Genomic DNA, 23,918 nt, shown 5'->3' on the forward strand with positions numbered 1-23,918 from the left:
CGCATGACTGACTACCCGGATATCGAGATCTACCTGGCCAAGGCTCCGCTGGAAGCACTCAATGCCTGGCTCGGTGAGCGGCTGGACTGTGCTCCGCTGAGTGAGGCTGGGCGCAAGCAGTGGCAGACCCGTGGCCACCACGACGGCCATGGCGTGCCAATCCTGCTGGTGGAGAAGGCCGCAGACGGCTACGCCAGCCTGTGGTTCGACAGCGCTCACACGCCTTGGCCGCGAGACTGCGACTGCGCACGGGAAGCCGCCGCCCGCCTCGACTGCGAAGTGCGCTGCTCGCTGGGCAGCTGGCAGCCCGGCGACGACCCCGACCGCTTCTGGCGCGTTCTGCCCGACGGCAGCGAAGCGCTCATTGAATGGCCCGACTCCGGCCAGTGAGCCAAACGACATCGCCCCGCAGGTGCGGGGCGATGTTATGAAAGACTTGAAACTGCGGTGTCTACAAACTAGAAGCTGCCGAGCGGCACCACAAACCTCGCGAAAGCCGGCGAGCGAAGGTCAGACCAGGCAAAAATCGACGAAAAGACGGAGTTTACTTTAGTAAATGAGTACTTTAAGTCGATTTTTAACGCAGTATGACCGAGCGCAGCCGCTTTTCTCCGCCTAAGTAATGACGGTGACGTCGTCGGCCTGAAGCCCCCTCTCATTCTCGATCACGTAGTAACGCACCTTCTGCCCCTCGGCCAGGGTCCGATGCCCACGGCCGCGAATGGCGCGAAAGTGCACGAAGACGTCTTCCCCACTGTCACGCTTGATGAAGCCGTACCCTTTGTTGACATTGAACCACTTGACCTCGCCGATCTCGCGATCGTCATTCTCGACATCGGTGATGGCAGCCAACTGTGGACTCACGCCATGCACGAATAGCGTGGCAATCAGCAATAGCAGGAAGACAGCTGCCAGCGTGGCAAAATAGACCGCCGCGACACCGCCGACTTCCAGAGCGGCAAGAAGCTGGCGCGATGTATCGCCACCGATAAAATAGATGAACAGGGCAATCAGCAGCGGCGCCGGAGCAGCCAGAAGCAGACTGACGAAAGTGCAACGAAACATAACCTTGCGATTCATGGATCCGTGATGCTCACTTGTTGTGGTGAAATGGAAAAACAATGAAACGGAGTGTCAGATGACGACAAGGCACACGGCCACATCGCCCGACGAAGGTGTCACGATGAACAGAGACACACAGCGCAACGATTCTAGCATGAGCCCCGATCAGACGTCCGCCTGGCTGTTATCGCGCCTGGAGGCGCTGGAAAGCCGCATTGCTCACCAGGAGCACTGGCTGGATACGCTGGACGAAGCCGTGGCGGCACAGGAGAAGCGCCTGACGCAGCTGGAGAGGATCAACGGCGTGATGCAGCAGAAGCTGCGCGACCAGCAGCAGGCGCTGCAGGAGGTCGATATGGCGTCACCCCGCCCGGAAGACGAGGTGCCGCCGCATTATTGACCCAGTGTCGGAGCAAGAAAAGTATTGGCGGTGCCATCAAGGCAAGCGGCGCCGGGGAAAGGCCGAAGAGGAGGTCTTTTTCCAGGGACGGAAAAAATAGCGCCCAGGGAGGGGTTTACAGCGCCTCCTCAAAGGCCTTTCGCCGGACAAGCCGCGGGCTGATACCGCAAAGCCTATCCTTGGCTCTTTTACGGCAGCACGTATTCACCTCGTGTCGTTACAGTTCGTCCAGATAACGCTCCGCATCCAGCGCCGCCATGCAGCCGGTACCGGCGGAGGTCACCGCCTGGCGGTAGACGTGATCCATCACGTCGCCAGCGGCGAACACGCCCGGCACGCTGGTGGCGGTGGCGTTGCCCGCCAGGCCCGACTGCACCTTGATATAACCACCGGCCATGTCCAGCTGTCCCTCGAAGATGCCCGTATTGGGGCTATGGCCAATGGCAATGAACAGGCCCGGCGCGACGATCTCCTTGGTGCTGCCGTCCTGGGTGGACTTGATCCGCACCCCGGTGACGCCGGTATTGTCACCCAGCACCTCCTCCAGCACATGGTTCCACTCGAGTACCACGTTGCCGTTCTCGGCCTTCTCGCGCAGCTTGTCCTGCAGGATCTTCTCGGCACGCAGGGTGTCACGGCGGTGCACCAGGGTCACCTTGGAAGCGATATTGGACAGATAGAGCGCCTCCTCCACGGCGGTGTTGCCACCACCCACCACGACAACCTCCTGGTTGCGATAGAAGAAGCCGTCGCAGGTGGCGCAGGCCGAGACCCCTTGCCCCATGAACTTCTGCTCGGATTCCAGCCCCAGGTAGCGAGCGCTGGCGCCGGTGGCGATGATCAGTGCGTCACAGGTATAGCTGCCGCTGTCGCCCTTGAGGGTAAAGGGGCGCTCGCGCAACTCCACCTCATGAATGTGATCGAACAGCACCTCGGTATCGAAACGCTCGGCGTGTCGCTTCATGCGCTCCATCAGCTCGGGGCCCTGCACGCCGGCATCGTCGCCGGGCCAGTTGTCGACATCGGTGGTAGTCGTCAGCTGGCCGCCGGCCTGGATCCCGGTGATCAACACCGGCTTGAGATTGGCACGGGCCGCATAGACCGCAGCGGTATAACCTGCCGGGCCGGAGCCGAGAATGATCAAGCGTTCGTGACGCGCGTCGCTCATGGAGAACCTCGTGACTCGCTGGATAGATGAGAATCGGTTGCCGATCCAGCCCTTACGGCATGCCAGCCGCTAGCGCCGGACCCCCGGAAGCAAAGAGGACCATTGTAGCAGCCCAATCCCCGGGGTGGCGCATCCCGCGCCGACCCGCTAGAGGACCTCGTCGTCACGCCCCACCAGGACATCCTCCAGTTCACCATCGAAGGGTGAGACGACAATGCGCAGCTGGATGGGTGCGCAGCAGTAGGGGCAGTCCTCCCAGGTTTCGTGACTCCCCTGGGAGACATCCACTAGCAGTTCGAAGGGCATATTGCAGTAGGGGCAGTGAACCGATCGCGTATCGAGGCGCTCTTCATTCATGGTGGACTCCATTAGTCAGCCGCATTTCCCGGCACTCTCTGTCCGAAACAGTGGGCAGTGCTTGAAAGCGGGACCTATGATGACCATGTGTTAACCATATAGGATCGATCACTTCCCGCGAAGGGCGCAAGGTGAATGGAGAAGGAGAGCACTACCATGAGCAACGACGCGATACCGGATACCCGGCAGACGCTGGACGCGAACGACACCACCTATCATTACTACAGCCTCCCCAAGGCAGCCGAGGCACTGGGCAATATCGACCGCCTTCCGATGACCCTGAAGATCCTGCTGGAAAACCAGCTGCGATTTTCGGACGCTGAAAGTGTCTCCCGTGAGGATCTCCAGGCGCTGGTCGACTGGCAGCAACAGGGCCGTTCCGATCGTGAGATCGGCTATCGCCCGGCGCGGGTGCTCATGCAGGACTTCACCGGGGTACCCGGTGTCGTGGACCTGGCCTCCATGCGGGCGGCAGTTAAAGCGCTCGGCGAAGACCCGGCACGCATCAATCCGCTATCGCCGGTGGACCTGGTCATCGACCATTCGGTGATGGTCGACAAGTTCGGTGACCCCTCAGCGTTCAAGGACAACGTCGCCATCGAAATGGAGCGCAACCGCGAACGCTACGAATTCCTGCGCTGGGGCCAGGACGCTTTTGATAACTTTCGCGTCGTGCCGCCGGGCACCGGCATCTGCCATCAGGTCAACCTGGAGTACCTGGGCAAGACGGTGTGGACAAAGGAGGAAGACGGCAAGATCCTCGCCTACCCCGACACCTTGGTGGGCACCGATTCCCATACCACCATGATCAATGGCCTGGGAATACTCGGCTGGGGCGTCGGTGGTATCGAGGCCGAGGCCGCCATGCTCGGCCAGCCGGTATCGATGCTGATTCCCGAGGTGGTCGGCTTCAAGCTCACCGGCAAGCTCAGGGAGGGCATTACCGCCACCGACCTGGTGCTGACGGTGACACAGATGCTGCGCAATCATGGCGTGGTGGGCAAGTTCGTCGAGTTCTATGGCGATGGCCTGGCCGACCTGCCGTTGGCCGACCGTGCCACCATCGCCAACATGGCGCCGGAGTACGGGGCCACCTGTGGCTTCTTCCCGGTGGACGAGGAGACGTTGACCTACCTGCGCCTGACCGGCCGCGACGACGCCCAGGTGGCGCTGGTCGAGGCCTACTGCAAGGCCCAGGGTCTTTGGCGCGAGCCCGGCCATGAGCCAATCTTCAGCGACACTTTGCAGCTGGACATGGACGAGGTCGAAGCCAGCCTGGCCGGCCCCAAGCGCCCCCAGGACCGGGTGGCGCTGAAGGACATGCCCCGGGCCTTCGCCAAACTGATGGGGGACGAGGGCAATCAGCACTCCTCTTCCACCGAGAACGGCAAGCTGATGTCCGAGGGTGGCCAGACCGCCGTCGGCGTGCAGGACAGCTACGATCACCATGACAGCCAACCTGTCGAGTACGTGGGCGAATCGTTCAAGCTCCACCCCGGCGCCGTGGTGATTGCCGCCATCACCTCCTGTACCAATACCTCCAACCCCAGCGTAATGATGGCCGCCGGCCTGCTGGCCCGCAACGCATTAGCCCGCGGCCTCAAGACCAAGCCCTGGGTCAAGACCTCCCTGGCGCCGGGCTCCAAGGTGGTCACCGAATACCTGGATGCCGGCGGGGTCAGCGATGACCTCGATGCATTGGGCTTCAACCTGGTCGGTTATGGCTGCACCACCTGCATCGGCAACTCCGGCCCTCTGCCGCCGCCCATCGAGAAGGCGGTCGAGGATGGCGACCTGACCGTCGCCTCGGTGCTCTCGGGCAACCGCAACTTCGAGGGCCGCATTCATCCGCTGGTGAAGACCAACTGGCTCGCCTCCCCGCCGCTGGTGGTGGCCTATGCCCTGGCCGGCAACGTCCGCCTCGACCTCTCCAGCGAACCGCTGGGCGAGGACAGTGACGGTAAACCGGTCTACCTGAAGGATATCTGGCCCTCTCAGGCGGATATCGCCAACGCCGTAGAGAAGGTCAAGACCTCGATGTTTCGCAGCGAGTACGCCGAGGTCTTCGAGGGCGACGAATCCTGGAAGGCGCTCAAGGTGCCCCAAAGCAAGGTCTATGAATGGTCGGCGGACTCCACCTACATCCAGCATCCGCCCTTCTTCGAGGGTATGGGGCGCGATCCGGATCCCATCGAAGACGTCAAGGACGCCCATATCCTGGCCGTCCTGGGCGACTCGGTAACCACCGACCACATCTCCCCGGCCGGTGCGATCAAGCCCGACAGCCCTGCGGGGCGCTACCTGCAGGAGCGAGGGATCAAGCCGGTGGACTTCAACTCCTACGGTTCGCGCCGTGGCAACCATGAGGTGATGATGCGCGGCACCTTCGCCAACGTGCGCATCCAGAACGAGATGCTCGGCGGCGTGGTAGGCGGCGAAACCCGTCATGTGCCCTCAGGCGAGCAGATGGCCATCTACGACGCGGCCATGAAGTACCAGGAGCAAGGCACCCCGCTGGTGGTGGTAGCCGGCAAGGAGTACGGCACCGGCTCCTCGCGCGACTGGGCGGCCAAAGGCACGCGACTGCTCGGCGTGCGCGCCGTGCTCGCCGAGTCCTACGAGCGCATCCATCGCTCCAACCTGATCGGCATGGGCGTTGTGCCGCTGCAGTTCCCGGAAGGTGAGGATCGCAAGACGCTGGGGCTTTCCGGCAACGAAACGATCTCCATCGACGGCCTCGATGCCCTCTCTCCGGGCGGGAAGGTCACGGTCACGGTGAGCAGTGACAAAGGCGAGAAGACGCTCGAGGCCTTGTGCCGCATCGACACCGCCAACGAGCTGGACTACTACCGCCACGGCGGCATCCTGCACTACGTGCTGCGCAGGATGATCGGAACAGCCTGACGGCATGTGACCCGTCCTGAAGAGCCGAGGAAGAGACATGACCCCACCGGGAGGCCGGTGGGGTCATGTCATCCTGCGCTCGGGTTCTTTGTCAGTTTGCCTATCGCATACCGGAAGAATCAATCGGGATATTCCAGGCCGCTCACCAAGACACGCCGACACAAGGCGGGTATCTCCCCGGGTCTTACAGGTCGTGCAATGAAGAAACCCTGGGCAAACCGACAACCCTGCTCAACCAGGCATGCCAGCTGCTGCTGCGTCTCCACCCCCTCCGCCACCGTCTCGATATGAAATGCCTCTGCCATACGGATAATCGACCGGGCAAGCGCCAACTCCTTGTCTCCATCCGGCAATCGTTCGATGAAGGTTCGATCGATCTTCAGGCCACTGATGGGAAGTCGGCAGAGGTAAGAAAGGGACGAATAACCGGTGCCGAAGTCATCGATACTCAGATGGATATTCGCCTGCGTCAGCAGCGCCAGATTGTTTGCCAGCAGAGGGCTGTCAGATACCAGGGAGTGCTCCGTGACTTCAAGCCAGAGCAGCTCGGGATCGATACCCTCGGCATCCAGTTTAGCCAACAGGTCTCGGGCAAAATCCGGGTGCTGAAGCTCGGCTGCGGCCACATTGATGGCAACCGGAACCCGGCACTGACTCAGATGATGCCACTGTTGGATCTGTTCACAGGCCGCCTGCTGGACCCAGCGTCCCAGCAGATGGATCAACCCACTCTGTTCGGCGATGGGGATGAAGCGATCCGGACCCACTCTCCCCAATTCGGGATCCTGCCAGCGACAAAGCGCTTCCACCGCAGCAATACGACCGGTCCAAAGATCGATGATGGGTTGGAAGACCAGTTCGAGACCGCGATTTTCCAGTGCGATCTGAAGCCGTGACTCGATCTTCAGTCGCTCCGAGATATTCAGCGCCTCCTCATGGGTAAAGAAGCGGATGCCCGGCGTTTCTCCACTTGCCGTGAAACCAATCGCCGCCGAAGCACGCTCGATCAGCCCAGCCGGCGTCGTGGCATGCTGCGGGAAGACACTGGCACCGATCTTGACCTGCAGGTAGTGCTGGCGCCCGCCAGCCAGGAAGGGACGGCTCAGGCTTCCTCGGGCGTGACTGGCCTTGGCATCGATGTACCGATCATCACCCTTGTGAGGCGAGAAACAGATGATGAATTCATCAGCTTGAAGGCGAGCCAGGGTTCCCCCCGGCGGGCACAGGGTCTGAAGGCGCTCACCAAACTGGCAGAGCAGGTCGTCGCCGACCTCGCTGCCGAAGCTCTGATTGATCAAGCGCAGCCCGGAAATATTGAACAGAAGCACACCAACAGTGCGTTGCTCGCTATCTGCCCACTCGATCAACTGACTCAGGCGGTCTTGCAGCAGGCGTCGATTAGCCAGGCCGGTGAGGGCGTCGTAATAGGCAGAAAACTGTATCGAGGCCCGCAGGCTTTCCAGATCATTGCGGTGGGCGATTTCACTTTCGAGCAGATCACCAAATTCCCTGAGACGGCGGCACTGCACTTCGTCGAACAAGCGTGGCTTTCGGTCGAGCACGCAGAGGGTGCCCAGCGGTTGGCCGGAAGGGCCATGGACCACAGCGCCAGCATAGAAGCGGATACCCGTATCGCCCGTGACCAGAGGATTGCCTGCGAAACGACGATCTTCATGGGTATCGGGAACCACCATGACACGATGGGAATTGATCGCGTGGGCACAGAACGAAATGTCCCGACTGGTTTCACGCAGACTCAGCCCACAGCTGGACTTGAACCACTGGCGATCACGATCGACCAGGGTAATCAGCACGATGGGGAAGTCGAAGATATCCGCGACGAGGTTGGTATAGCGATCAAAGCGCTGGTCGGATGTGCTGTCGAGCAGCTTGAGGCTATGCAGCTCCTCCAGCCGCGCTGCCTCGTCAGTCGGAATATCGGGTACCATGTAGGCGGTAGCGCCATGCCCCTCATCTGTTTCAGCCACTTTACCCCCTACTGGCCTTCCCTGGATAATCGCCGACCTTTCTTTGTAGCCTAGAACAGCCAGCGCCCGCATGCCGGCCACTGCGTTGCGCTGAGTCAACGCAACACGTAAGCCGAAAGGAAACCAGAAAAGGCCACGCCGATGTTCGGCGTGGCTCAGCGGCGTGGAGTGCGGCTCAGAACGAGCGGCGGCGGTAACGCCTGTACTGCGGCGCCCAGCTGTTGCGCTCGATAGCCTGACGCAGCTTGATGCCGTCAGTCTTGAGCGCGACGCCTTCGCCCTGGGCCTGGGCAGCGACGTCGAAGGCGATGGCCTTGGAGAGCTCGCGGATCTGCGAGAGCGCCGGTAGCAGGGCGCCTTCGCCCTCCTTGACCAGCGGTGCTTCGCGGGCAAGCGCCCGGGAAGCGGCCATCAGCATGGCATCGGTGACGCGCCTGGCACCGCTGGCCACGACGCCCAAGCCGATGCCGGGAAAGATATAGGCGTTGTTGCACTGAGCAATGGGATAGGTCTCGCCGTCGTAGACCACCGGCTGGAAGGGGCTGCCGGTGGCCACCAAAGCCTGTCCATCGGTCCAATTGAGCACATCCCAGGGGGTCGCTTCAGCGCGTGAGGTAGGGTTGGAGAGCGGCATGATCAGCGGCCGCTCGCAGCCTGCATGCATGGCGCGTACGACCTCTTCGGTAAAGATGCCCTTCTGGCCGCAGACACCGATCATGACGGTGGGTTTTACCTGCCGGGCGACTTCGGCCAGCGCCTGTCCGTCCCAGCCCTCGGTCATGGCGGGATCATGGGCCAGGCGGCGCTGAAAATCGCGCAGCCAGCTCTGGTCGCTGGTGACCAGCCCTTCCCGGTCCACCATGAACACGCGACTGCGCGCCGTTTGCTCGGAAAGGCCTTCCACCTGCATCGCCACCACGACCTGCTCGGCAATGCCGCAGCCTGCCGAGCCGGCACCGACGAAGACCACTCGTTGCTCGGCCATGGTCTCACCACGCGCCTGACAGGCTGCCATCAGGGTGCCGACACAGACCGAGGCAGTGCCCTGGACGTCATCGTTGAAGCAGCACAGCTCATTGCGATAGCGCTCCAGCAGCGGGACGGCATTGGCCTGGGCGAAGTCCTCGAACTGAAGCAATACGTGGGGCCAGCGACGCTTCACCGCATCGATGAACGACTCGATGAAGGCGTCGTACTCCTCCTGGGAGATGCGCGGATGCCGCCAACCCATGTACATGGGGTCGTCCAGCAGCGCCTGATTATTGGTGCCCACATCGAGCATGATCGGCAGTGTATAAGCGGGGCTGATGCCACCGCAGGCGGTATAGAGTGCCAGCTTGCCGATGGGGATTCCCATGCCGCCGATACCTTGGTCGCCGAGGCCCAGGATCCGTTCTCCGTCGGTCACGACGATGACCTTGACCCTGTCCTTGGTGGCGCTACGCAGGATGTCGTCCATCCGTTCCCGGTCCGGGTAGGAGATAAAGAGGCCGCGGTGGTTACGATAAATATTGGAGAACTCTTCACAGGCCTGCCCCACCGTGGGGGTGTAGATGATCGGCAACATCTCCTCGAGATGCTCGGTGACCAATCGATAGTAGAGGGTCTCGTTGTCGTCCTGGATGGCACGCAGGTGAATATGTCGATCCAGGTCGCTGTGACACTGCCGGTATTGCAGATAGGCCCGCTCGGCCTGCTCTTCGATGGTCTCCACGTTCTGAGGCAGCAGACCGATCAGGTTGAACTCAAGCCGCTCCTCGCGGGAAAAGGCACTGCCCTTGTTGAGCAGCGGCATCTCGAGCAACGAAGGGCCGGAATAGGGAATGTAAAGTGGGCGTTTGGTTTCGGTGGTCATTGTGATCTCGATGCGTTGACTGGAATCCGTGCCGTAGGCGCTCTAACGGCGCCTTGGCCCCAACTTTATCATGCTCGGCCGCCAACGGGGCCCGGCTCAGCTTCCCTTTACCCGTGCAGGCTGGCTCGGCCCACCGCTAAAGTAGCTCGTCCCTACCAATAGCGCCCCGCTCATCAGTAGCGCAGCAAGCTTAAGGGATCTCTGGAGTGGTCGCTTCGCATCCATTGCAGTGGCCATTCAACCTCCCCTCTCTATTCACTCCTGAAGCTTGGAAGCCCGGCGGAAGTCCGCCAGCTAGTCACAGAACGCGACAGGGCGCCCAGAGGCGCCCTGTCGAGCATGCAAGACTCGGCTCAAACAAAGCGGCCCAGCCCCGCGGCATGACGCAAGCGATCCATGAAGGGAGCCGCCTCGGCACGCGCCCGCTCGGCACCCTTCTGCAGCACGGCCTCAATATGCCCCGGATCCTCCATCAGCGCCAGATAGCGCTCACGGGGTTCGCGCAGCTGTTCGTTGAGCATCTCGAACAAACGGCTCTTGGCATCGCCCCAGCCGATACCGGCCTGGTACTCGGCGCGCATCGCCGACGTCGCTTCGCGGCTGGCGAAGGCCGAGTAGATCTGGAACAAGGTGCAGGTGGCCGGATCCTTGGGCTCACCCGGCTCCAGCGAGTTGGTCTTGATCTTGCGCACCAGCTTGAGCAGCTTCTTCTCGGCGACGAAGAGCGGAATGGTGTTGTTATAGCTTTTGGACATCTTGCGCCCATCCAGGCCGTTCAGCGTCGCCACGTTGTCGTCCACCACCGCCTCGGGCTGGGTGAAGTAGTCGCCCTTGTAGAGGTGGTTGAAACGCCCGGCGATATCCCGGGCCATCTCGATGTGTTGGATCTGATCGCGACCCACCGGCACCTTGTGCGAGTTGAACATCAGGATATCGGCAGCCATCAGCACCGGATAGCCGAACAGGCCCATGGTGATGCCCTTGTCCGGGTCCTGATTGCCAGCGGCCTCGTTCTCTGCCACCGACGCCTTGTAGGCGTGGGCGCGGTTCATCAGGCCCTTGGCGCAGACGCAGGAGAGCATCCAGGTCAACTCTGGGATCTCGGGGATATCCGACTGGCGATAAAAGATGGCGGTGTCGGTATCCAGACCCAGCGCCAGCCAGGTGGCAGCAATTTCCAGGCGCGACTCCTGCACGCGTTTGGGATCCTGGCACTTGATCAGCGCATGCAGGTCGGCGAGGAAGTAGTAGGACTGGACGGTAGGGTCCTGGCTCGCGGCGATGGCGGGCTTGATGGCCCCGACGTAATTGCCCAGGTGGGGGGTACCGGTGGTGGTGATGCCGGTGAGAACGCGTGTCTTCTGGGAAGCTGCACTCATGGAAAGCGGACTCTGCTAGCGGAAATGCCCGCTATGGTAACGCGAGGGGGCGGACAAGGCGACCGGCCAGGCGGGCATGGGGCGGTAAGTCCACCGCGGCTTTCCCGGCGACAGGCCCCGGGGCGCCGGACCGTCGTGGAGGCGCTGTAAACCCATCCCTGGGCGCTACCGATGCCATCCATGGCATCGGACCTCCACTACGGCCTATCCCCGGCGCCGCTCGCCAAAGTGGAATGTCTAGGCGCAAGCAATTTGGGAAGCGCTGAAAAAATTGGCGAGCGAGATGAAGCGGCTAGGTTCATTCCCGACGAACCAACGCACTTCCCACATCCCTGTGGGTCGCAACGCGCACGGAGCACAGTACCGAGCGAAGCGACAAACATCCGCAGGATGGCTCCGAAGGAGCGAGAAGCCGAAGGCTTCGAGTCAACCGGAGCATATGGGGTATATGTGAGGATTCCGACGGTCCGACGCTTCGGCACCGCGCAACGCAGCGATTCGCTCGCGCAGAGATTTGTTACACCAGCCGCGCGGGATCGACACTATCCAGGCCAAAGGCCTCAGCCACGGCCCGGTAGGTGACCTGGCCATCGTGGACATTGAGCCCCGGCAGGAAGTGAGAATCGTCGGCGAGCGCCTGCTGCCAGCCCTTGTCGGCCAGGGCAATGACGAAAGGCATGGTGGCGTTGGTCAGTGCCAGCGTGGAGGTCTGGGCCACCGCCCCCGGCATATTGGCCACGCAGTAGTGGACGATGCCATCGACGATATAGGTCGGCTCGGCATGGGTCGTCGCACGGCTGGTCTCGAAGCAGCCGCCCTGATCGATGGCCACATCCACCAGCACGCTACCGGGCTTCATGTCGGTGAGCATCGCACGGGTGATCAGCTTGGGCGCAGCAGCACCGGGAATCAGCACGGCGCCGACGATCAGGTCACTCTCTCGCACCGCCTCGTCGATAGCATCGGCGGTGGAAAAGACGGTCTTCATACGACCCTGGTAGCGATCATCAAGGACTTCGAGACGCGCAATCGACTTGTCGAGCACGGTCACCTCAGCGCCCAGGCCCAAGGCCATGCGTGCGGCATTCTCGCCCACCACCCCGCCACCGATCACCGCCACCTTCCCGGGTGCCACGCCGGGCACACCGGGCAACAATACGCCGGCACCGCCCTGGGCCTTCTCCAGGCTGTGTGCGCCAGCCTGGACAGCCATGCGCCCCGCCACCGTGCTCATCGGTGCCAGCAGCGGCAGGCCGCCTTCGCGATCGGTGATGGTCTCGTAGGCAATGCAGGTGGCACCGCTAGTCATCAGGCTGTGCGTCAGCGTCTCTTCGGCAGCCAGGTGCAGGTAGGTGAACAGCGTCTGGCCACGTATCAGCCGCGCCACCTCCTCGGCCTGAGGCTCCTTGACCTTGAGAATCAGCTCAGCACCGCTCCACAGGGCGTCCACATTCGCTTCGAGACTGGCGCCCGCTGCCTGGTAGTCGGCATCCGAGAAGCCAGCGCCTTCACCGGCACTGACTTGAACAGTGACCGAGTGCCCCCGCGTCACCAGTTCCCGGGCACCCGTGGGAGTCAAGGCGACGCGATATTCATGGTTCTTGATTTCCTTCGGCACGGCGATCTTCATGGGCATCTCCAGATTAATGCTGTCTTGTTAGGGTCTTGGGAGCACCATTACAGCACAAACAGTCCATACACGAAGTGCCAACGCTCAAGAATAAAAAAATCCATGCAGATTGGAGCTAATGCAGAAAATTCTTTTTTTGAAGCGTGAAATGACAAAAAAAATCGTTGTCACTCGGCAACGAGCACGCCGCCATAGACTTTCACGTACTCCTCGGGCAGCCGCCGTGGCCTTCCGCTGGAAAGCTCGATGCAGGCAAAGCGGGTGCGTGCCCGCAGCAAGGTACGGCCGTCGGCCGGACGTAAGAGCTGGAAGCGGCGAGTCAGCGTCAGGCGGCCATCACAGCCGACGATCCAGGTGGCCATGCGCAGGCGCTCCCCCTCGAAGGCAGGGGCCAGGTAGTCGAGCTCGTGGCGGTGAACGGCCATGGCGCGATCCAGTTCTCGATAGCGGGACAGATTCAGCCCCAGCCGCTCGGAATGGCCCCAGCTCACCTGTTCAACCCAGCGCAGATACTCTGCATTGTTGGCGTGGCCGTACTCATCGATAGCCGAGGCGCCCACCTCGAGATCGATGACGAAAGGTTCGGGAAGATCCCACTCCTGAGACTTGGTGCTATCCATGCAGCGCTATCCTTGACTGTTTAATTCTCTCGCTGCGCCGCAGCGCCAGCAGGTATCGAACACCCCCGCCAGCGCTTCGCCGCAGCGGGGACAGGTCCAGTCGGGGACTTCGTCCCCACCTGTCATGGCCTGGTGGATCAAGTCCTCGGCACGCTTTCGGTTATGGGGCGCCACCCAGACCTCCGGCTCGCACTCCCCCAGCGGCAGCTCACCTGCGCCGCCACCGAGAGTCATGTTGCGCAGCTCCACCGGGATATCGGCCGCAGCCAGCACGTTGCGAACGTGGCTGACCAGCAGCGCATTGGAGTGGGCGAAGACGCGGACGTACTCAGGGCTCATGGAACACCTAGTCGCGGAAGACGCGGACACCCAGCGCCTTGAGGTAAGCGGTCTCCGGAATCGCCGGGTGTACCGGGTGATCGGACCCCTGATGGCCCTGGAAAACGACCTGGCCATGACGATCCTGATGACGAACCGCACCCCGAACGACTTCCATCAGCCGCTCGGGCGCCAGGTGCATGGAGCAGGAGGCCGAGAGCAGCAGGCCATCGCGGCCCAGCAGACGCATCGCCTCTCGATTGAGCTTGGCGTAGGCCCGCTCGCCGTTGGGAATATCCTTGCGCTTGCGGATAAAGGCCGGCGGATCGATGACGACGACGTCGAACTGCTCGCCATCCGCCTTGAGCGCGGCCAGGGCCTCGAAGGCGTCGCCCTCGCCCACTGCCACCTGCTCGTGCAGACCGTTGAGAGCTGCGTTTTCGGCGACGTTCTCCAGCGCCTGCGCGGAGCTGTCGATGCAGAGGACTTCGCTGGCCCCATTCGCCGCCGCCTGCACACCCCAGCCGCCTATATAGCTGAACACGTCGAGTACCCTCTTGCCGGCCACCAGGCCATTGAGCCAGGCGCGGTTGGCGCGGTGGTCATAGAACCAGCCGGTCTTTTGGCCGTCGAGTACCGGCACCTGGAAACGTACCCCGTTCTCCTCCATCAACACCGGGCCGGAGAGTTCGCCCTTGACCACTTCGACTTGACGTTCCAGCTGCTCCTGGCGACGGCCCGAGGAGTCGTTCTTGAACACGATGACCCGCGGAGAGAGCACCTTGTCCAGCGCGGCGATGACTTCTTCACCGAGCCGCTCCATACCAAGAGTGTTGAGCTGAACCACCAGGACGTCGTCGAAGCGGTCGATGACCAGCCCAGGCAGCAGGTCGCCCTCGCCATGTATCAGCCGGTAGAAGGGCTTGTCGTAGAGCCGCTCGCGCAGCGCCAGCGCCTGGTTGAAACGATGTACGAGTAACGAGCGGTCGAGTCGCATGGCGGGGTCACGAGAGACGACCCGAGCGCTGATCAGCGAGTTGGGGTTGACGTAGGCCACTCCCATCGCCTTGCCGTTGGCGGCTTCGACAACCACCTGGGCGCCCGGCTCCATGCCTTTCAGCGGCGTTGTCTCGATGTCGATCTCATTGGAATAGAGCCAAAGGTGACCTGCCTTCAGGCGGCGGTCGGCGTTCTTCTTCAGGCGCAGGTTCTGGGTCACGTTGGTCGTCATCAGGCTTCTCGGCAAGTGCGGGCGATGCCTGGCAGCGCCCGGAAGTTCAGAAAATTGAGCACTGGTCGACGGTGGCCGTCGATCAGTGCTGACACTCGATACAGAAAACACTGGCGCGCTGCCCAAGGTTCACCAGGCGCAGTTCGCCACCGCAGCGTCGGCAGGCCTGGCCGTGGCGACCGTAGACGTTTAACCGCTGCTTGAAATAACCGGGCTCGCCGGTGCCGCTGACGAAATCACGCAGGGTGGTGCCGCCCTGGGTAATCGCCGCCGCCAGCACCTCGCGAATTGCCGCCACCAGCCGCTCATAGCGCTCGAGCGAAATCCGCCCGGCGGCACGGCGCGGGTCGATACCGGCAAGAAAGAGGGCTTCGGCCGCGTAGATATTACCCACCCCCACCACTACGGCGTTGTCCATCAGAAAGGGCTTCACCGCCAAGCGTCGGCCGCGGGACAAACGATAGAGCCGCTCCCCGTCAAAGGTCTCGGATAGCGGCTCGGGGCCCAGGCGAACCAGGCGCGGGTCGCACTCGACCCCGCCAACGAGCCAGTCGACGAAACCGAAGCGACGCGGATCGTGATAACGCAGGATAACCCCACCATCGACGACCAGGTCGATATGGTCATGCTTCCTTGGCAACTCGCCCAGCCGTGCGATGCGCAGGCTGCCCGACATGCCCAGGTGCCAGAGCAGGGTCGCGCTCGATGAGACCTCGCCGAGTTTACCGCCCTCGGCGGCCCGCAGCGGTATCAGAAGATACTTGGCGCGGCGAGCCAGGGGGCCGATGCGAGCGCCGACCAGGCGCTCGACGAAGTCGCCGGGGACCGGCACGCGCAGCCGTCCCTGACGCACGACCACCTCCACGATCTCGCGGCCCTCTACATGAGGGGCGATACCGCGGCGGGTTGTCTCGACTTCGGGAAGCTCGGGCATGTCGACGCTCGTCCAGCAGTCACACAGTGGCTCTATAAACCAACACTGCTCACATTGAGAAACGCTGCGCAGATTGGCGAACGGGATGAAGCGCAAGGCGCTCGCAGCGATTCACCCGTGCAGCCAACTGCGCAGTGCTTCACTAACGCCTGAACCCGGCATGAGCCGGGTTCAGGAGAACAGGTTTGAACACCTGCGGAAGACGACCAAGGTTTACTTGATCTTGGCTTCCTTGTACATCACGTGCTTGCGGACGACCGGATCGAATTTCTTCATTTCCAGCTTGTCCGGCGTGTTCCGCTTGTTCTTGTCGGTGGTGTAGAAGTGGCCGGTACCGGCACTGGACACCATTCTGATCTTGTCACGCATGACTGCTCTCCCCCTGGACTGTATCGCTTAGACGGCTTCGCCGCGCTTGCGCAGATCGACGAGCACAGCGTCGATACCTTTCTTGTCGATGATACGCATACCCTTGGAAGAGACGCGCAGCTTCACGAAGCGATTCTCTGACTCCACCCAGAAGCGGTGTGAGTGCAGGTTCGGCAAGAAGCGACGACGGGTCTTGCGCTGGGAGTGTGAAACGTTGTTACCAGTCACCGGGCGCTTGCCGGTAACCTGACATACTTTGGACATGGGAGCCTCCAACCGCTTGGCCAGGTGATTTCCACCTGAGTGTTCAAAACCTGTCGGGCAAACCGGGAACGAGCCCGTTGTCATTTGACCCAAGGGAATTCAAAGGCTGCACTTTATAGCAGAGTACACCCCGTCAGGCAATAGCAGCCGCGTATTCTACACTCCCTGCCCCCTACTCCCGCAAGCTTTCATGCCCTGGGGCTTTGCCGGCGACAAAGAGTTACCCACCTCGATCAGCCATCGGGCCAATCTTGAGCCACACTGAAAGAGCTCGGATGGTCAAGACGTTATAAATCGACCTCCCTTAGCGACTTTCTCCACCAACGTTGCCACGCCGATGTAGGAGGAAGCTTCAGCTCACGACTGGAGGCGCAAGCCTCCCGGCGGTGTTGCCGGTATTCGCGACAACAACCAACCTTTCAGCCTCCGCCGAGGCGCCTATCGGCGCCAGTCGCGATGCGGAGTCGGAGCGCCGAACCGAGCGCTCCAACAGCGGCTTTCTCCACCAACGTTGCCACGCCGCTGTAGGAGGAAGCTTCAGCTCACGACTGGAGGCCGCAGGCCTCCCGGCGGTGTTGCCGACGCCAACGATCACCGCCAACGCGGCGGCCTCCACCAGGCGCCTGCTGAGTCGTAATCAGGAAGAGTTAAAGCCACCCTCTTTCTGCGAAGGAGACCACTTCACCGTCGCCAACCACGAAGTGATCCAGCACCCGGATCTCGAACAGCCCCAGCGCTTCGCGCAGACGATGAGTGATGCGGCGATCGGCATCGCTGGGCTCGGCCACGCCGGAAGGATGGTTGTGAGCGAAGATGATGGCACCAGCGCCGAGCTCCAGAGCACGTCGCGCCACCTCTCGAGGATAGACCGAGGCGCTGTCGAGGGTGCCGCGAAACAACGACTCGAAGTGGATGACCCGGTGCTGGGTGTCGAGGAAAAGCGCCGCGAACTCCTCGTGACCCAGGTGGCGCAGCTGCGCGGACAGATAGGCTCGCACCAAGCTAGGTGAGGTCAGGGCGTCGCCGCGTGCCAGTTGGCTGGCCAGGTGCCGCTTGGAGAGCTCCAGGGTCGCCTGCAGCTGTACAAACTTGGCCATACCCAGCCCCCGCTCAGCGCAGAAGCGCGACTGGCCGGCCTCCAGCAGTTGGCGCAAACCGCCAAACGCCATGAGCAGGTCGCGGGCCAGGTCAACGGCCGAGCGACCTGCCACGCCCACCCTCAGGAAGATGGCCAGCAGTTCGGCATCCGACAGCGCCTCGGCGCCCAGCGCCAGCAGTTTCTCCCGCGGGCGCTCACCCTCGGGCCAGTCACGAATCGACATCCCTGCCCTCCCCCGTCATGTATCCTTGATAACAAGGCATTATAGACACAACACAAAAGATTACCCAGGCTGCGTCGAACCCTTCTCGATGGTATGGTAGACGGTCGGATTTCAGTTCAGGAAGCAGCCATGTCAACGCTTTCGGGCAACAGGCTGGCCGGCCGACGCATCCTGCTCGGTATCAGCGCCGGCATCGCCGCCTACAAGAGCGCCCAGCTCGCCCGCCTGCTCAAGCAGGCAGGCTGCGAGGTGCGCGTAGTCATGACCGATGGAGCACAGGCCTTCATCACCCCGTTGACGCTTCAGGCGCTGACCGGGCAACCGGTACGCACCTCGCTGCTGGACCCCGAAGCCGAGGCCGGCATGGGCCATATCGAACTCGCTCGCTGGGCGGATATCGTGCTCATTGCCCCGGCCACCGCCGACCTGATGGCGCGTCTGGCCGCGGGCATGGCGGACGACTTGCTTACGACCCTGTGCCTGGCCAGCGAGGCCAAGAAGGTCATGGCGCCGGCCATGAACCAGGCCATGTGGCACCACGTGGCCACCCAGCGCAACGCCGAACGCCTGCAGCAGGATGGCTGGCGCCTGCTGGGGCCCGACAGCGGCGACCAAGCCTGCGGCGACGTGGGCCCGGGGCGCATGCTGGAGCCGGAGGCGATTCTCGGTACGCTGCTGTCTCTGCCTATGGCGCCCGAAGCCGCGCCCTCCATTACGCCCGAAGCTGCGACCTCCATTGCGCCCGAAGCCACGCCCAGGCCGGCAACCGACGCCCAGGGCCTGCATATCGTGATTACCGCCGGCCCCACCCGCGAGCCGCTGGACCCCGTGCGCTACCTCTCCAACCACAGTTCCGGCAAGATGGGCTATGCCCTGGCCGCTTCCGCCGCTCGACTGGGCGCCCGGGTCACCCTGGTGAGCGGCCCGGTGACCCAGACAACACCCGAGGGGGTCGAGCGTATCGACGTGGAGACGGCGCTGGAGATGCAGGAAGCCTGTCGGGGCCTGGTCGCCGCATGCGACATCTTCATCGGCTGTGCCGCAGTGGCCGACTACCGCGTCGATGCGGTCGCCGAGCACAAGATCAAGAAGCAGGAAGGCGAGGACGGCCTGACGCTGAAGCTGATCAAGAATCCGGATATCATTGCCGATGTCGCCCTCAAGCGAGATCCGGCCAGCCGCCGCCCCTTCGTGGTGGGCTTCGCCGCCGAGACCCGCGACCTGGAGGCCTACGCCCGGGACAAGCTGACGCGCAAGCAACTGGACATGATCGTCGCCAATGATGTCTCTGCCGAAGGCCTCGGCTTCGGTGCCGATGACAATGCCGTCCTGCTGCTGTGGCGGGATGGCGTAGGCGAAGGCGGCGAAAGCCTGCCGCCCCAGGCCAAGACACGGCTGGCCGACGCCATCCTGTGGCGGGCCCTGAGCTGCCTGCCCGACGGCCCGACGCACTGAGCGCGACAATCGCAAACCGAATGTAGCCGCACACAACGGAACCACCATGCCCGAGACTCAGCCCACACCGCCCGTCACCCCACCGACCGACAGGCCCAGGCTTGCGGTCAAGCTGCTCGACGAGCGCCTGCACGACTACATGCCCCGCTACGCCACACTGGGCTCCGCGGGCATGGACCTGCGTGCGCTGCTCGATGCGCCGCTGACCCTCGAACCCGGCCAGTGCGAACTGGTGCGCACCGGTCTCGCCATTCACATCGGCGACCCCAATCTCGCCGGCATGATCCTGCCGCGCTCCGGGCTGGGTCACAAGCACGGCATCGTACTCGGCAACCTGGTGGGGCTGATCGACTCCGACTACCAGGGCGAGCTGATGATCTCGACCTGGAATCGCGGCAGCACGACCTTCGTACTGGAGCCATTCGAGCGCCTGGCCCAATATGTACTGGTGCCGGTGATCCAGGCCGAGCTGCAGGTGGTCGACAGTTTCGAGACCAGCCTTCGCGGAGAAGGCGGTTTCGGCAGTTCGGGACGTCACTGACGTTCGGGCCACGCATGTCGGCATTACCCAGGGATCGGGAGCGGACGGCAACGGATCGCAACCTGGGCATTCACATTCATTCATCATTGATTGCCAAGGAATCGACATGAGCCCAGTTATGAATCAGACCGTACCCGCATCGATTTTTCGCGCCTACGACATTCGCGGCATCGTCGATGACACCCTGACCGAGGAGACCGTCGAGCTGATCGGCCGTGCCATCGGCTCAGAGGCCGCCGCCCGCGATGAATCCAGCGTGGTGGTGGCGCGGGACGGGCGCCTTTCCGGCCCCCGGCTGTGCGAGGCGCTGACCCGTGGCCTGACCGCTGCCGGCCGCAACGTCATCGATATCGGCATGGTGCCCACACCGGTTCTCTACTATGCCACCCATGTGCTCGAAGGTACCGCATCGGGCGTCATGGTTACTGGTAGCCACAACCCGCCTGACTACAACGGCTTCAAGATCGTGCTGGGCGGCGAGACCCTCTCAGGCGAGGCGATCACCGCACTCTATCGGCGCATCGAGTCCGGCGACCTAACCGATGGCGAAGGCAGTGTGAGCCAGGATGACCTGCGCGAAGCCTACCTGGAGCGCATTCTCGGTGATATCAAGCTCGCGCGTCCGATCAAGGCAGTGGTGGACTGCGGCAACGGCGTGGCCGGCGAGCTGGGTCCGAAGCTGATCGAACAGCTCGGCGCCGATACCATCCCCCTGTTCGCCGAGATCGACGGCACCTTCCCCAACCACCACCCGGACCCGGGCAAGCTCGAGAATCTCCAGGACCTGATCCGCGAGGTGAAGGCAAGCAGTGCCGATATCGGCCTGGCCTTCGATGGCGACGGTGACCGACTCGGCGTGGTCACACCCACCGGTCAGCTGATCTATCCCGACCACCTGATGATGGCCTTCGCCGAGGACATGCTCTCGCGCAACCCGGGCGCCAAGGTAATCTTCGACGTCAAGTGCACCGGAAATCTAGCTCGAGTCATCGACGATGCCGGGGGCGAGCCGGAGATGTGGCGCACCGGCCATTCGCTGATCAAGGCGCGCATGAAGGAGACGGGCGCCCTGCTGGCCGGCGAGATGAGCGGACACATCTTCTTCCAGGAGCGCTGGTACGGCTTCGACGACGGCATGTACGGTGCTGCCCGGCTGCTGGAAATCCTCTCCAAGCAGGATCAGGACGCCGACGCCTTCTTCGCGCGCTATCCCCAGGATATCGGCACGCCGGAGATCAACATCCAGGTGACCGACGAAACCAAGTTCGATCTGGTGGAGAAGCTGGCCCGCGAAGGTGACTTCGGCGACGATGGCGTCAAGACCACCCTGGACGGCATTCGTGTCGATTACACCGATGGCTGGGGCCTCTGCCGTGCCTCCAATACCACGCCGGTGCTGGTCCTGCGCTTCGAGGGAAAGAGCGACGCGGCGCTCGAACGCATTCGCAATCGCTTCGCCGACGCCCTCAGGCAGGTCGACCCGGCGCTGACGCTGCCGAGCTGAAGGTAGCGCTTCGTTCATTTAAGGAAGGACCATGACCGAAACGACTCGTGACCCGCGACTGGTAGTGGAAGTGCTTTCCGAAGCACTTCCCTACATCCAGCGTTTTACCGGCAAGACCGTTGTCGTCAAGTACGGCGGCAACGCCATGACCGAGGACACCCTGATCGACTCCTTCGCCCGCAACATCGTGTTGATGAAGGAGGTCGGCATCAATCCGGTGGTGGTCCACGGCGGCGGCCCGCAGATCGGCGATCTGCTGACCAAGCTGAAGATCGAGTCACGGTTCGTCAATGGCATGCGGGTCACCGATTCCGAGACCATGGACGTGGTGGAGATGGTGCTGGGCGGCCTGGTCAACAAGGGCATCGTCAACCTGATCAATCAGTGCGGCGGCAAGGCAATCGGCCTGACCGGCAAGGATGGCTCCCAGATCCGGGCCCGCAAGCTCAAGGTGGAGCACCAGACTCCCGAGATGACCGCTCCCGAGATCATTGATATCGGCCATGTAGGCGAAGTCGAGCATATCTCCACCGACCTGATCGAGATGCTCGCCGAGCGCGACTTCATCCCGGTGATCGCTCCCATCGGCGTCGATGCCGAAGGACACAGCTACAACATCAACGCTGACCTGGTGGCCGGCAAGGTCGCCGAGGCACTGGGCGCCGAGAAGCTGATGCTGCTGACCAACGTCGCCGGGCTAATGAATGCCGAAGGCGAAGTCCTCACCGGCCTAACCACCGTTCAGGTAGACGCACTAATCGCCGACGGCACCATCCATGGCGGCATGCTGCCGAAGATTCGCTGCGCCCTGGATGCGGTCAAGGGTGGCGTGGCGAGCGCCCATATCATCGATGGTCGTGTACCCCACGCCACGCTACTGGAGATATTCACCAATGCCGGTGTCGGCACCCTGATCACCGACACCGAACGCCACGGCAACGACGCCGGCTGAACGCGATGTCCGCGCGGCACCGTGCCGTGGCGGACACGCCTTCAGTACCGCAATACAACCAAAAAAAGATACCGACATGACGCAGGCAACTCCCCCACCCAGCCGCCGCGAGCAGATTCTGCAGGCACTCGCGCTGATGCTGGAGGAAGACAGTGGCAAGCGCATCACCATTGCGGCGCTGGCGCGCCAGGTGGGCGTGTCCGAGGCGGCGCTCTACCGCCACTTTCCGAGCAAGGCGCGTATGTTCGAGGGGCTCATCGCCTTTATCGAAGAGACGCTGTTCGAACGCATTACCCGCATTCTCGAGGAAGTCCCCGACGCCGTGCCGCGTTGCGGCCAGATCCTCACCCTGCTGCTCGCCTTCGCCGAGAAGAACCCGGGGCTGTCGCGGCTGCTCGGCGGCGACGTGCTGACCGGCGAGACCGCCCGGCTGCGCCTGCGCATTCACCAGCTCTTCGAGCGCCTGGAGACCCAGCTCAAGCAGGTGCTGCGAGAGTCCGAGCTGCGCGAAGGCTGTCGCCCCACCCTTCCGGTGTCGGCGACGGCCAACCTGCTGATCGCCCAGGTGGAGGGGCGCATCTCCCAGTATGTCCGCAGCGACTTCCGGCGCCTGCCCACCGAACACTGGGAGGACCAGTGGGCCCTGCTCTCGGCGCAGCTGATGCGCCAGGCTCGACAGAGCGCCTGACGCCACCCCCCCACGCAGCCCAGATGCGCGAAGCCCCGGTCAGTGACCGGGGCTTCGACGTCGATGCACGCAAGACCGACGCGACTCAAGCGGCCAGTGTGTCACCCAGTTGCAGGCGGATCTTCTTCATGGCGTTCTTCTCGAGCTGACGAATGCGCTCGGCAGAGACGCCGTATACGTCGGCCAAGTCGTGCAGGGTGGCCTTTCTCTCGGCCAGCCAGCGGCGCTGCAGGATGTCGCGGGAGCGCTCGTCCAGCGCCTCGAGGGCAAGCTTCAGCCGGCGACTGGCATCGCCCTCCCAGTCGCTGTCCTCGATCTGGGTGGCCGGATCGGAGCCGGCATCGTCCAGGTAGTGTGCAGGTGACTGGTAAGTGGACTCTTCATCGTCGCTGGGTGAGGCATCGAAGCCAGCATCGTGTGCTGAAAGACGGCCTTCCATCTCGCGCACGACCTCCGGCTTGACGTCCAAATCCTTGGCAATGGCGTCGACTTCGTCATTGTTCAGCCAGGCCAGGCGCTTCTTGGCGCTGCGCAGGTTGAAGAACAACTTGCGCTGGGCCTTGGTGGTGGCAATTTTGACGATCCGCCAGTTGCGCAGCACGAACTCGTGGATTTCCGCCTTGATCCAGTGCACCGCAAAGGAGACCAGCCGTACGCCCTGGTTCGGGTCGAAGCGCTTGACCGCCTTCATCAAGCCGACATTGCCTTCCTGGATGAGATCGGCCTGGGGCAGGCCGTAACCTGAATAACTTCGCGCGATATGCACGACGAAGCGCAGATGAGACAACACCAGACGGCGCGCCGCTTCTAGGTCGCCCTCGTCATACAGACGAAAGGCGAGTTCGCGCTCCTCATCGGCGGTCAGCATCGGAATGCCGTTTACCGCCTGGATATACCCGTTGAGGTCATGACCCGGCGATAGCTGTCCCACCGGTAGAAGACTGGTGCTCATATGCAGGTTGTCTCCTTCGAAACCT

Annotated in this window: 23 protein-coding genes; 8 read left to right on the forward strand and 15 right to left on the reverse strand. The window is 62.7% G+C overall.

Annotated elements, in window-relative coordinates:
- The first annotated feature begins 3 nt into the window (after positions 1-3).
- Entirely contained in the window at positions 4-390 is a 387-nt protein-coding gene (locus DU490_RS00700) for a hypothetical protein (protein ID WP_114572421.1), read from the forward strand.
- Positions 391-615: 225 nt separating this feature from the next.
- Here DU490_RS00700 and DU490_RS17555 read toward each other — a convergent pair whose 3' ends face one another.
- Positions 616-1,080, reverse strand: coding sequence for a cold-shock protein (locus DU490_RS17555; RefSeq protein ID WP_114572423.1), 465 nt, complete (start codon positions 1,078-1,080; stop codon positions 616-618).
- 136 nt (positions 1,081-1,216) lie between these two features.
- Here DU490_RS17555 and DU490_RS00715 point away from each other — a divergent pair, with 136 nt between their 5' ends.
- Positions 1,217-1,462 carry a SlyX family protein gene (locus DU490_RS00715; protein WP_234279507.1) on the forward strand — a complete coding sequence of 82 codons (246 nt, stop codon included), beginning with the start codon at positions 1,217-1,219 and terminating at the stop codon, positions 1,460-1,462.
- 217 nt (positions 1,463-1,679) lie between these two features.
- On the opposite strand, the gene trxB is transcribed toward DU490_RS00715, so the two are convergent.
- Both trxB and DU490_RS00725 read right to left on the reverse strand, forming a co-directional pair.
- Positions 1,680-2,630 carry a thioredoxin-disulfide reductase gene (trxB, locus tag DU490_RS00720; RefSeq protein WP_114572425.1) on the reverse strand — a complete coding sequence of 317 codons (951 nt, stop codon included), beginning with the start codon at positions 2,628-2,630 and terminating at the stop codon, positions 1,680-1,682.
- A 147-nt stretch (positions 2,631-2,777) separates the two neighbouring features.
- Positions 2,778-2,987, reverse strand: a complete 210-nt coding sequence (locus DU490_RS00725; protein WP_114572426.1) for a CPXCG motif-containing cysteine-rich protein — start codon at positions 2,985-2,987, stop codon at positions 2,778-2,780.
- A gap of 156 nt (positions 2,988-3,143) precedes the next feature.
- Between DU490_RS00725 and acnA the strand changes: the two genes are divergently transcribed.
- The gene (acnA, locus tag DU490_RS00730; protein WP_114572427.1) at positions 3,144-5,891 is read left to right on the forward strand and encodes an aconitate hydratase AcnA; all 2,748 of its coding nucleotides are present in this window, start codon (positions 3,144-3,146) and stop codon (positions 5,889-5,891) included.
- Positions 5,892-6,010: 119 nt separating this feature from the next.
- Here the strand turns inward: acnA and DU490_RS00735 are convergent, their stop codons facing one another.
- From DU490_RS00735 to radC, 11 genes are all read right to left on the reverse strand, one after another.
- A complete protein-coding gene (locus DU490_RS00735; RefSeq protein ID WP_181869915.1) occupies positions 6,011-7,879 on the reverse strand; it encodes a sensor domain-containing phosphodiesterase in 1,869 nt (622 codons plus the stop codon).
- A 175-nt stretch (positions 7,880-8,054) separates the two neighbouring features.
- Positions 8,055-9,734, reverse strand: coding sequence for an NAD-dependent malic enzyme (locus DU490_RS00740; RefSeq protein ID WP_114572429.1), 1,680 nt, complete (start codon positions 9,732-9,734; stop codon positions 8,055-8,057).
- A gap of 353 nt (positions 9,735-10,087) precedes the next feature.
- Entirely contained in the window at positions 10,088-11,113 is a 1,026-nt protein-coding gene (gene trpS, locus DU490_RS00745) for a tryptophan--tRNA ligase (RefSeq protein WP_114572430.1), read from the reverse strand.
- Between the two features lie 517 nt (positions 11,114-11,630).
- Positions 11,631-12,743: an alanine dehydrogenase gene (gene ald / locus DU490_RS00750; protein ID WP_114572431.1), complete on the reverse strand. Its 1,113-nt coding sequence runs from the start codon at positions 12,741-12,743 to the stop codon at positions 11,631-11,633.
- Positions 12,744-12,910: 167 nt separating this feature from the next.
- The gene (locus DU490_RS00755; protein WP_114572432.1) at positions 12,911-13,363 is read right to left on the reverse strand and encodes a thioesterase family protein; all 453 of its coding nucleotides are present in this window, start codon (positions 13,361-13,363) and stop codon (positions 12,911-12,913) included.
- Between the two features lie 6 nt (positions 13,364-13,369).
- Positions 13,370-13,702: a putative signal transducing protein gene (locus DU490_RS00760; RefSeq protein ID WP_114572433.1), complete on the reverse strand. Its 333-nt coding sequence runs from the start codon at positions 13,700-13,702 to the stop codon at positions 13,370-13,372.
- 7 nt (positions 13,703-13,709) lie between these two features.
- A complete protein-coding gene (locus DU490_RS00765) occupies positions 13,710-14,912 on the reverse strand; it encodes a class I SAM-dependent rRNA methyltransferase (RefSeq protein ID WP_309485725.1) in 1,203 nt (400 codons plus the stop codon).
- An 82-nt stretch (positions 14,913-14,994) separates the two neighbouring features.
- Positions 14,995-15,846, reverse strand: a complete 852-nt coding sequence (gene mutM / locus DU490_RS00770) for a bifunctional DNA-formamidopyrimidine glycosylase/DNA-(apurinic or apyrimidinic site) lyase (protein ID WP_114572434.1) — start codon at positions 15,844-15,846, stop codon at positions 14,995-14,997.
- Between the two features lie 213 nt (positions 15,847-16,059).
- On the reverse strand, positions 16,060-16,215 hold the full coding sequence (gene rpmG / locus DU490_RS00775; RefSeq protein WP_021819788.1) for a 50S ribosomal protein L33: 156 nt from the start codon (positions 16,213-16,215) through the stop codon (positions 16,060-16,062).
- Positions 16,216-16,242: 27 nt separating this feature from the next.
- A complete protein-coding gene (gene rpmB / locus DU490_RS00780; protein ID WP_066451038.1) occupies positions 16,243-16,479 on the reverse strand; it encodes a 50S ribosomal protein L28 in 237 nt (78 codons plus the stop codon).
- A 647-nt stretch (positions 16,480-17,126) separates the two neighbouring features.
- Entirely contained in the window at positions 17,127-17,801 is a 675-nt protein-coding gene (gene radC / locus DU490_RS00785; RefSeq protein ID WP_114572435.1) for a RadC family protein, read from the reverse strand.
- A 129-nt stretch (positions 17,802-17,930) separates the two neighbouring features.
- On the opposite strand from radC, the gene coaBC reads away from it, so the two are divergent.
- From coaBC to slmA, 5 genes are all read left to right on the forward strand, one after another.
- Positions 17,931-19,256: a bifunctional phosphopantothenoylcysteine decarboxylase/phosphopantothenate--cysteine ligase CoaBC gene (gene coaBC / locus DU490_RS00790; protein WP_114572436.1), complete on the forward strand. Its 1,326-nt coding sequence runs from the start codon at positions 17,931-17,933 to the stop codon at positions 19,254-19,256.
- Positions 19,257-19,302: 46 nt separating this feature from the next.
- Positions 19,303-19,797: a dUTP diphosphatase gene (gene dut / locus DU490_RS00795; RefSeq protein WP_114572437.1), complete on the forward strand. Its 495-nt coding sequence runs from the start codon at positions 19,303-19,305 to the stop codon at positions 19,795-19,797.
- Between the two features lie 118 nt (positions 19,798-19,915).
- Positions 19,916-21,301: a phosphomannomutase/phosphoglucomutase gene (locus DU490_RS00800; protein ID WP_114572438.1), complete on the forward strand. Its 1,386-nt coding sequence runs from the start codon at positions 19,916-19,918 to the stop codon at positions 21,299-21,301.
- Between the two features lie 31 nt (positions 21,302-21,332).
- Positions 21,333-22,253, forward strand: coding sequence for an acetylglutamate kinase (argB, locus tag DU490_RS00805; protein ID WP_114572439.1), 921 nt, complete (start codon positions 21,333-21,335; stop codon positions 22,251-22,253).
- 76 nt (positions 22,254-22,329) lie between these two features.
- Positions 22,330-22,941 carry a nucleoid occlusion factor SlmA gene (gene slmA / locus DU490_RS00810; protein ID WP_114572440.1) on the forward strand — a complete coding sequence of 204 codons (612 nt, stop codon included), beginning with the start codon at positions 22,330-22,332 and terminating at the stop codon, positions 22,939-22,941.
- Positions 22,942-23,026: 85 nt separating this feature from the next.
- On the opposite strand, the gene rpoH is transcribed toward slmA, so the two are convergent.
- Entirely contained in the window at positions 23,027-23,893 is an 867-nt protein-coding gene (gene rpoH, locus DU490_RS00815; RefSeq protein ID WP_114572441.1) for an RNA polymerase sigma factor RpoH, read from the reverse strand.
- Positions 23,894-23,918: the final 25 nt, after the last annotated feature.

The sequence above is a fragment of the Halomonas sp. DQ26W genome, assembly GCF_003339685.1.
GTDB lineage: Bacteria > Pseudomonadota > Gammaproteobacteria > Pseudomonadales > Halomonadaceae > Halomonas.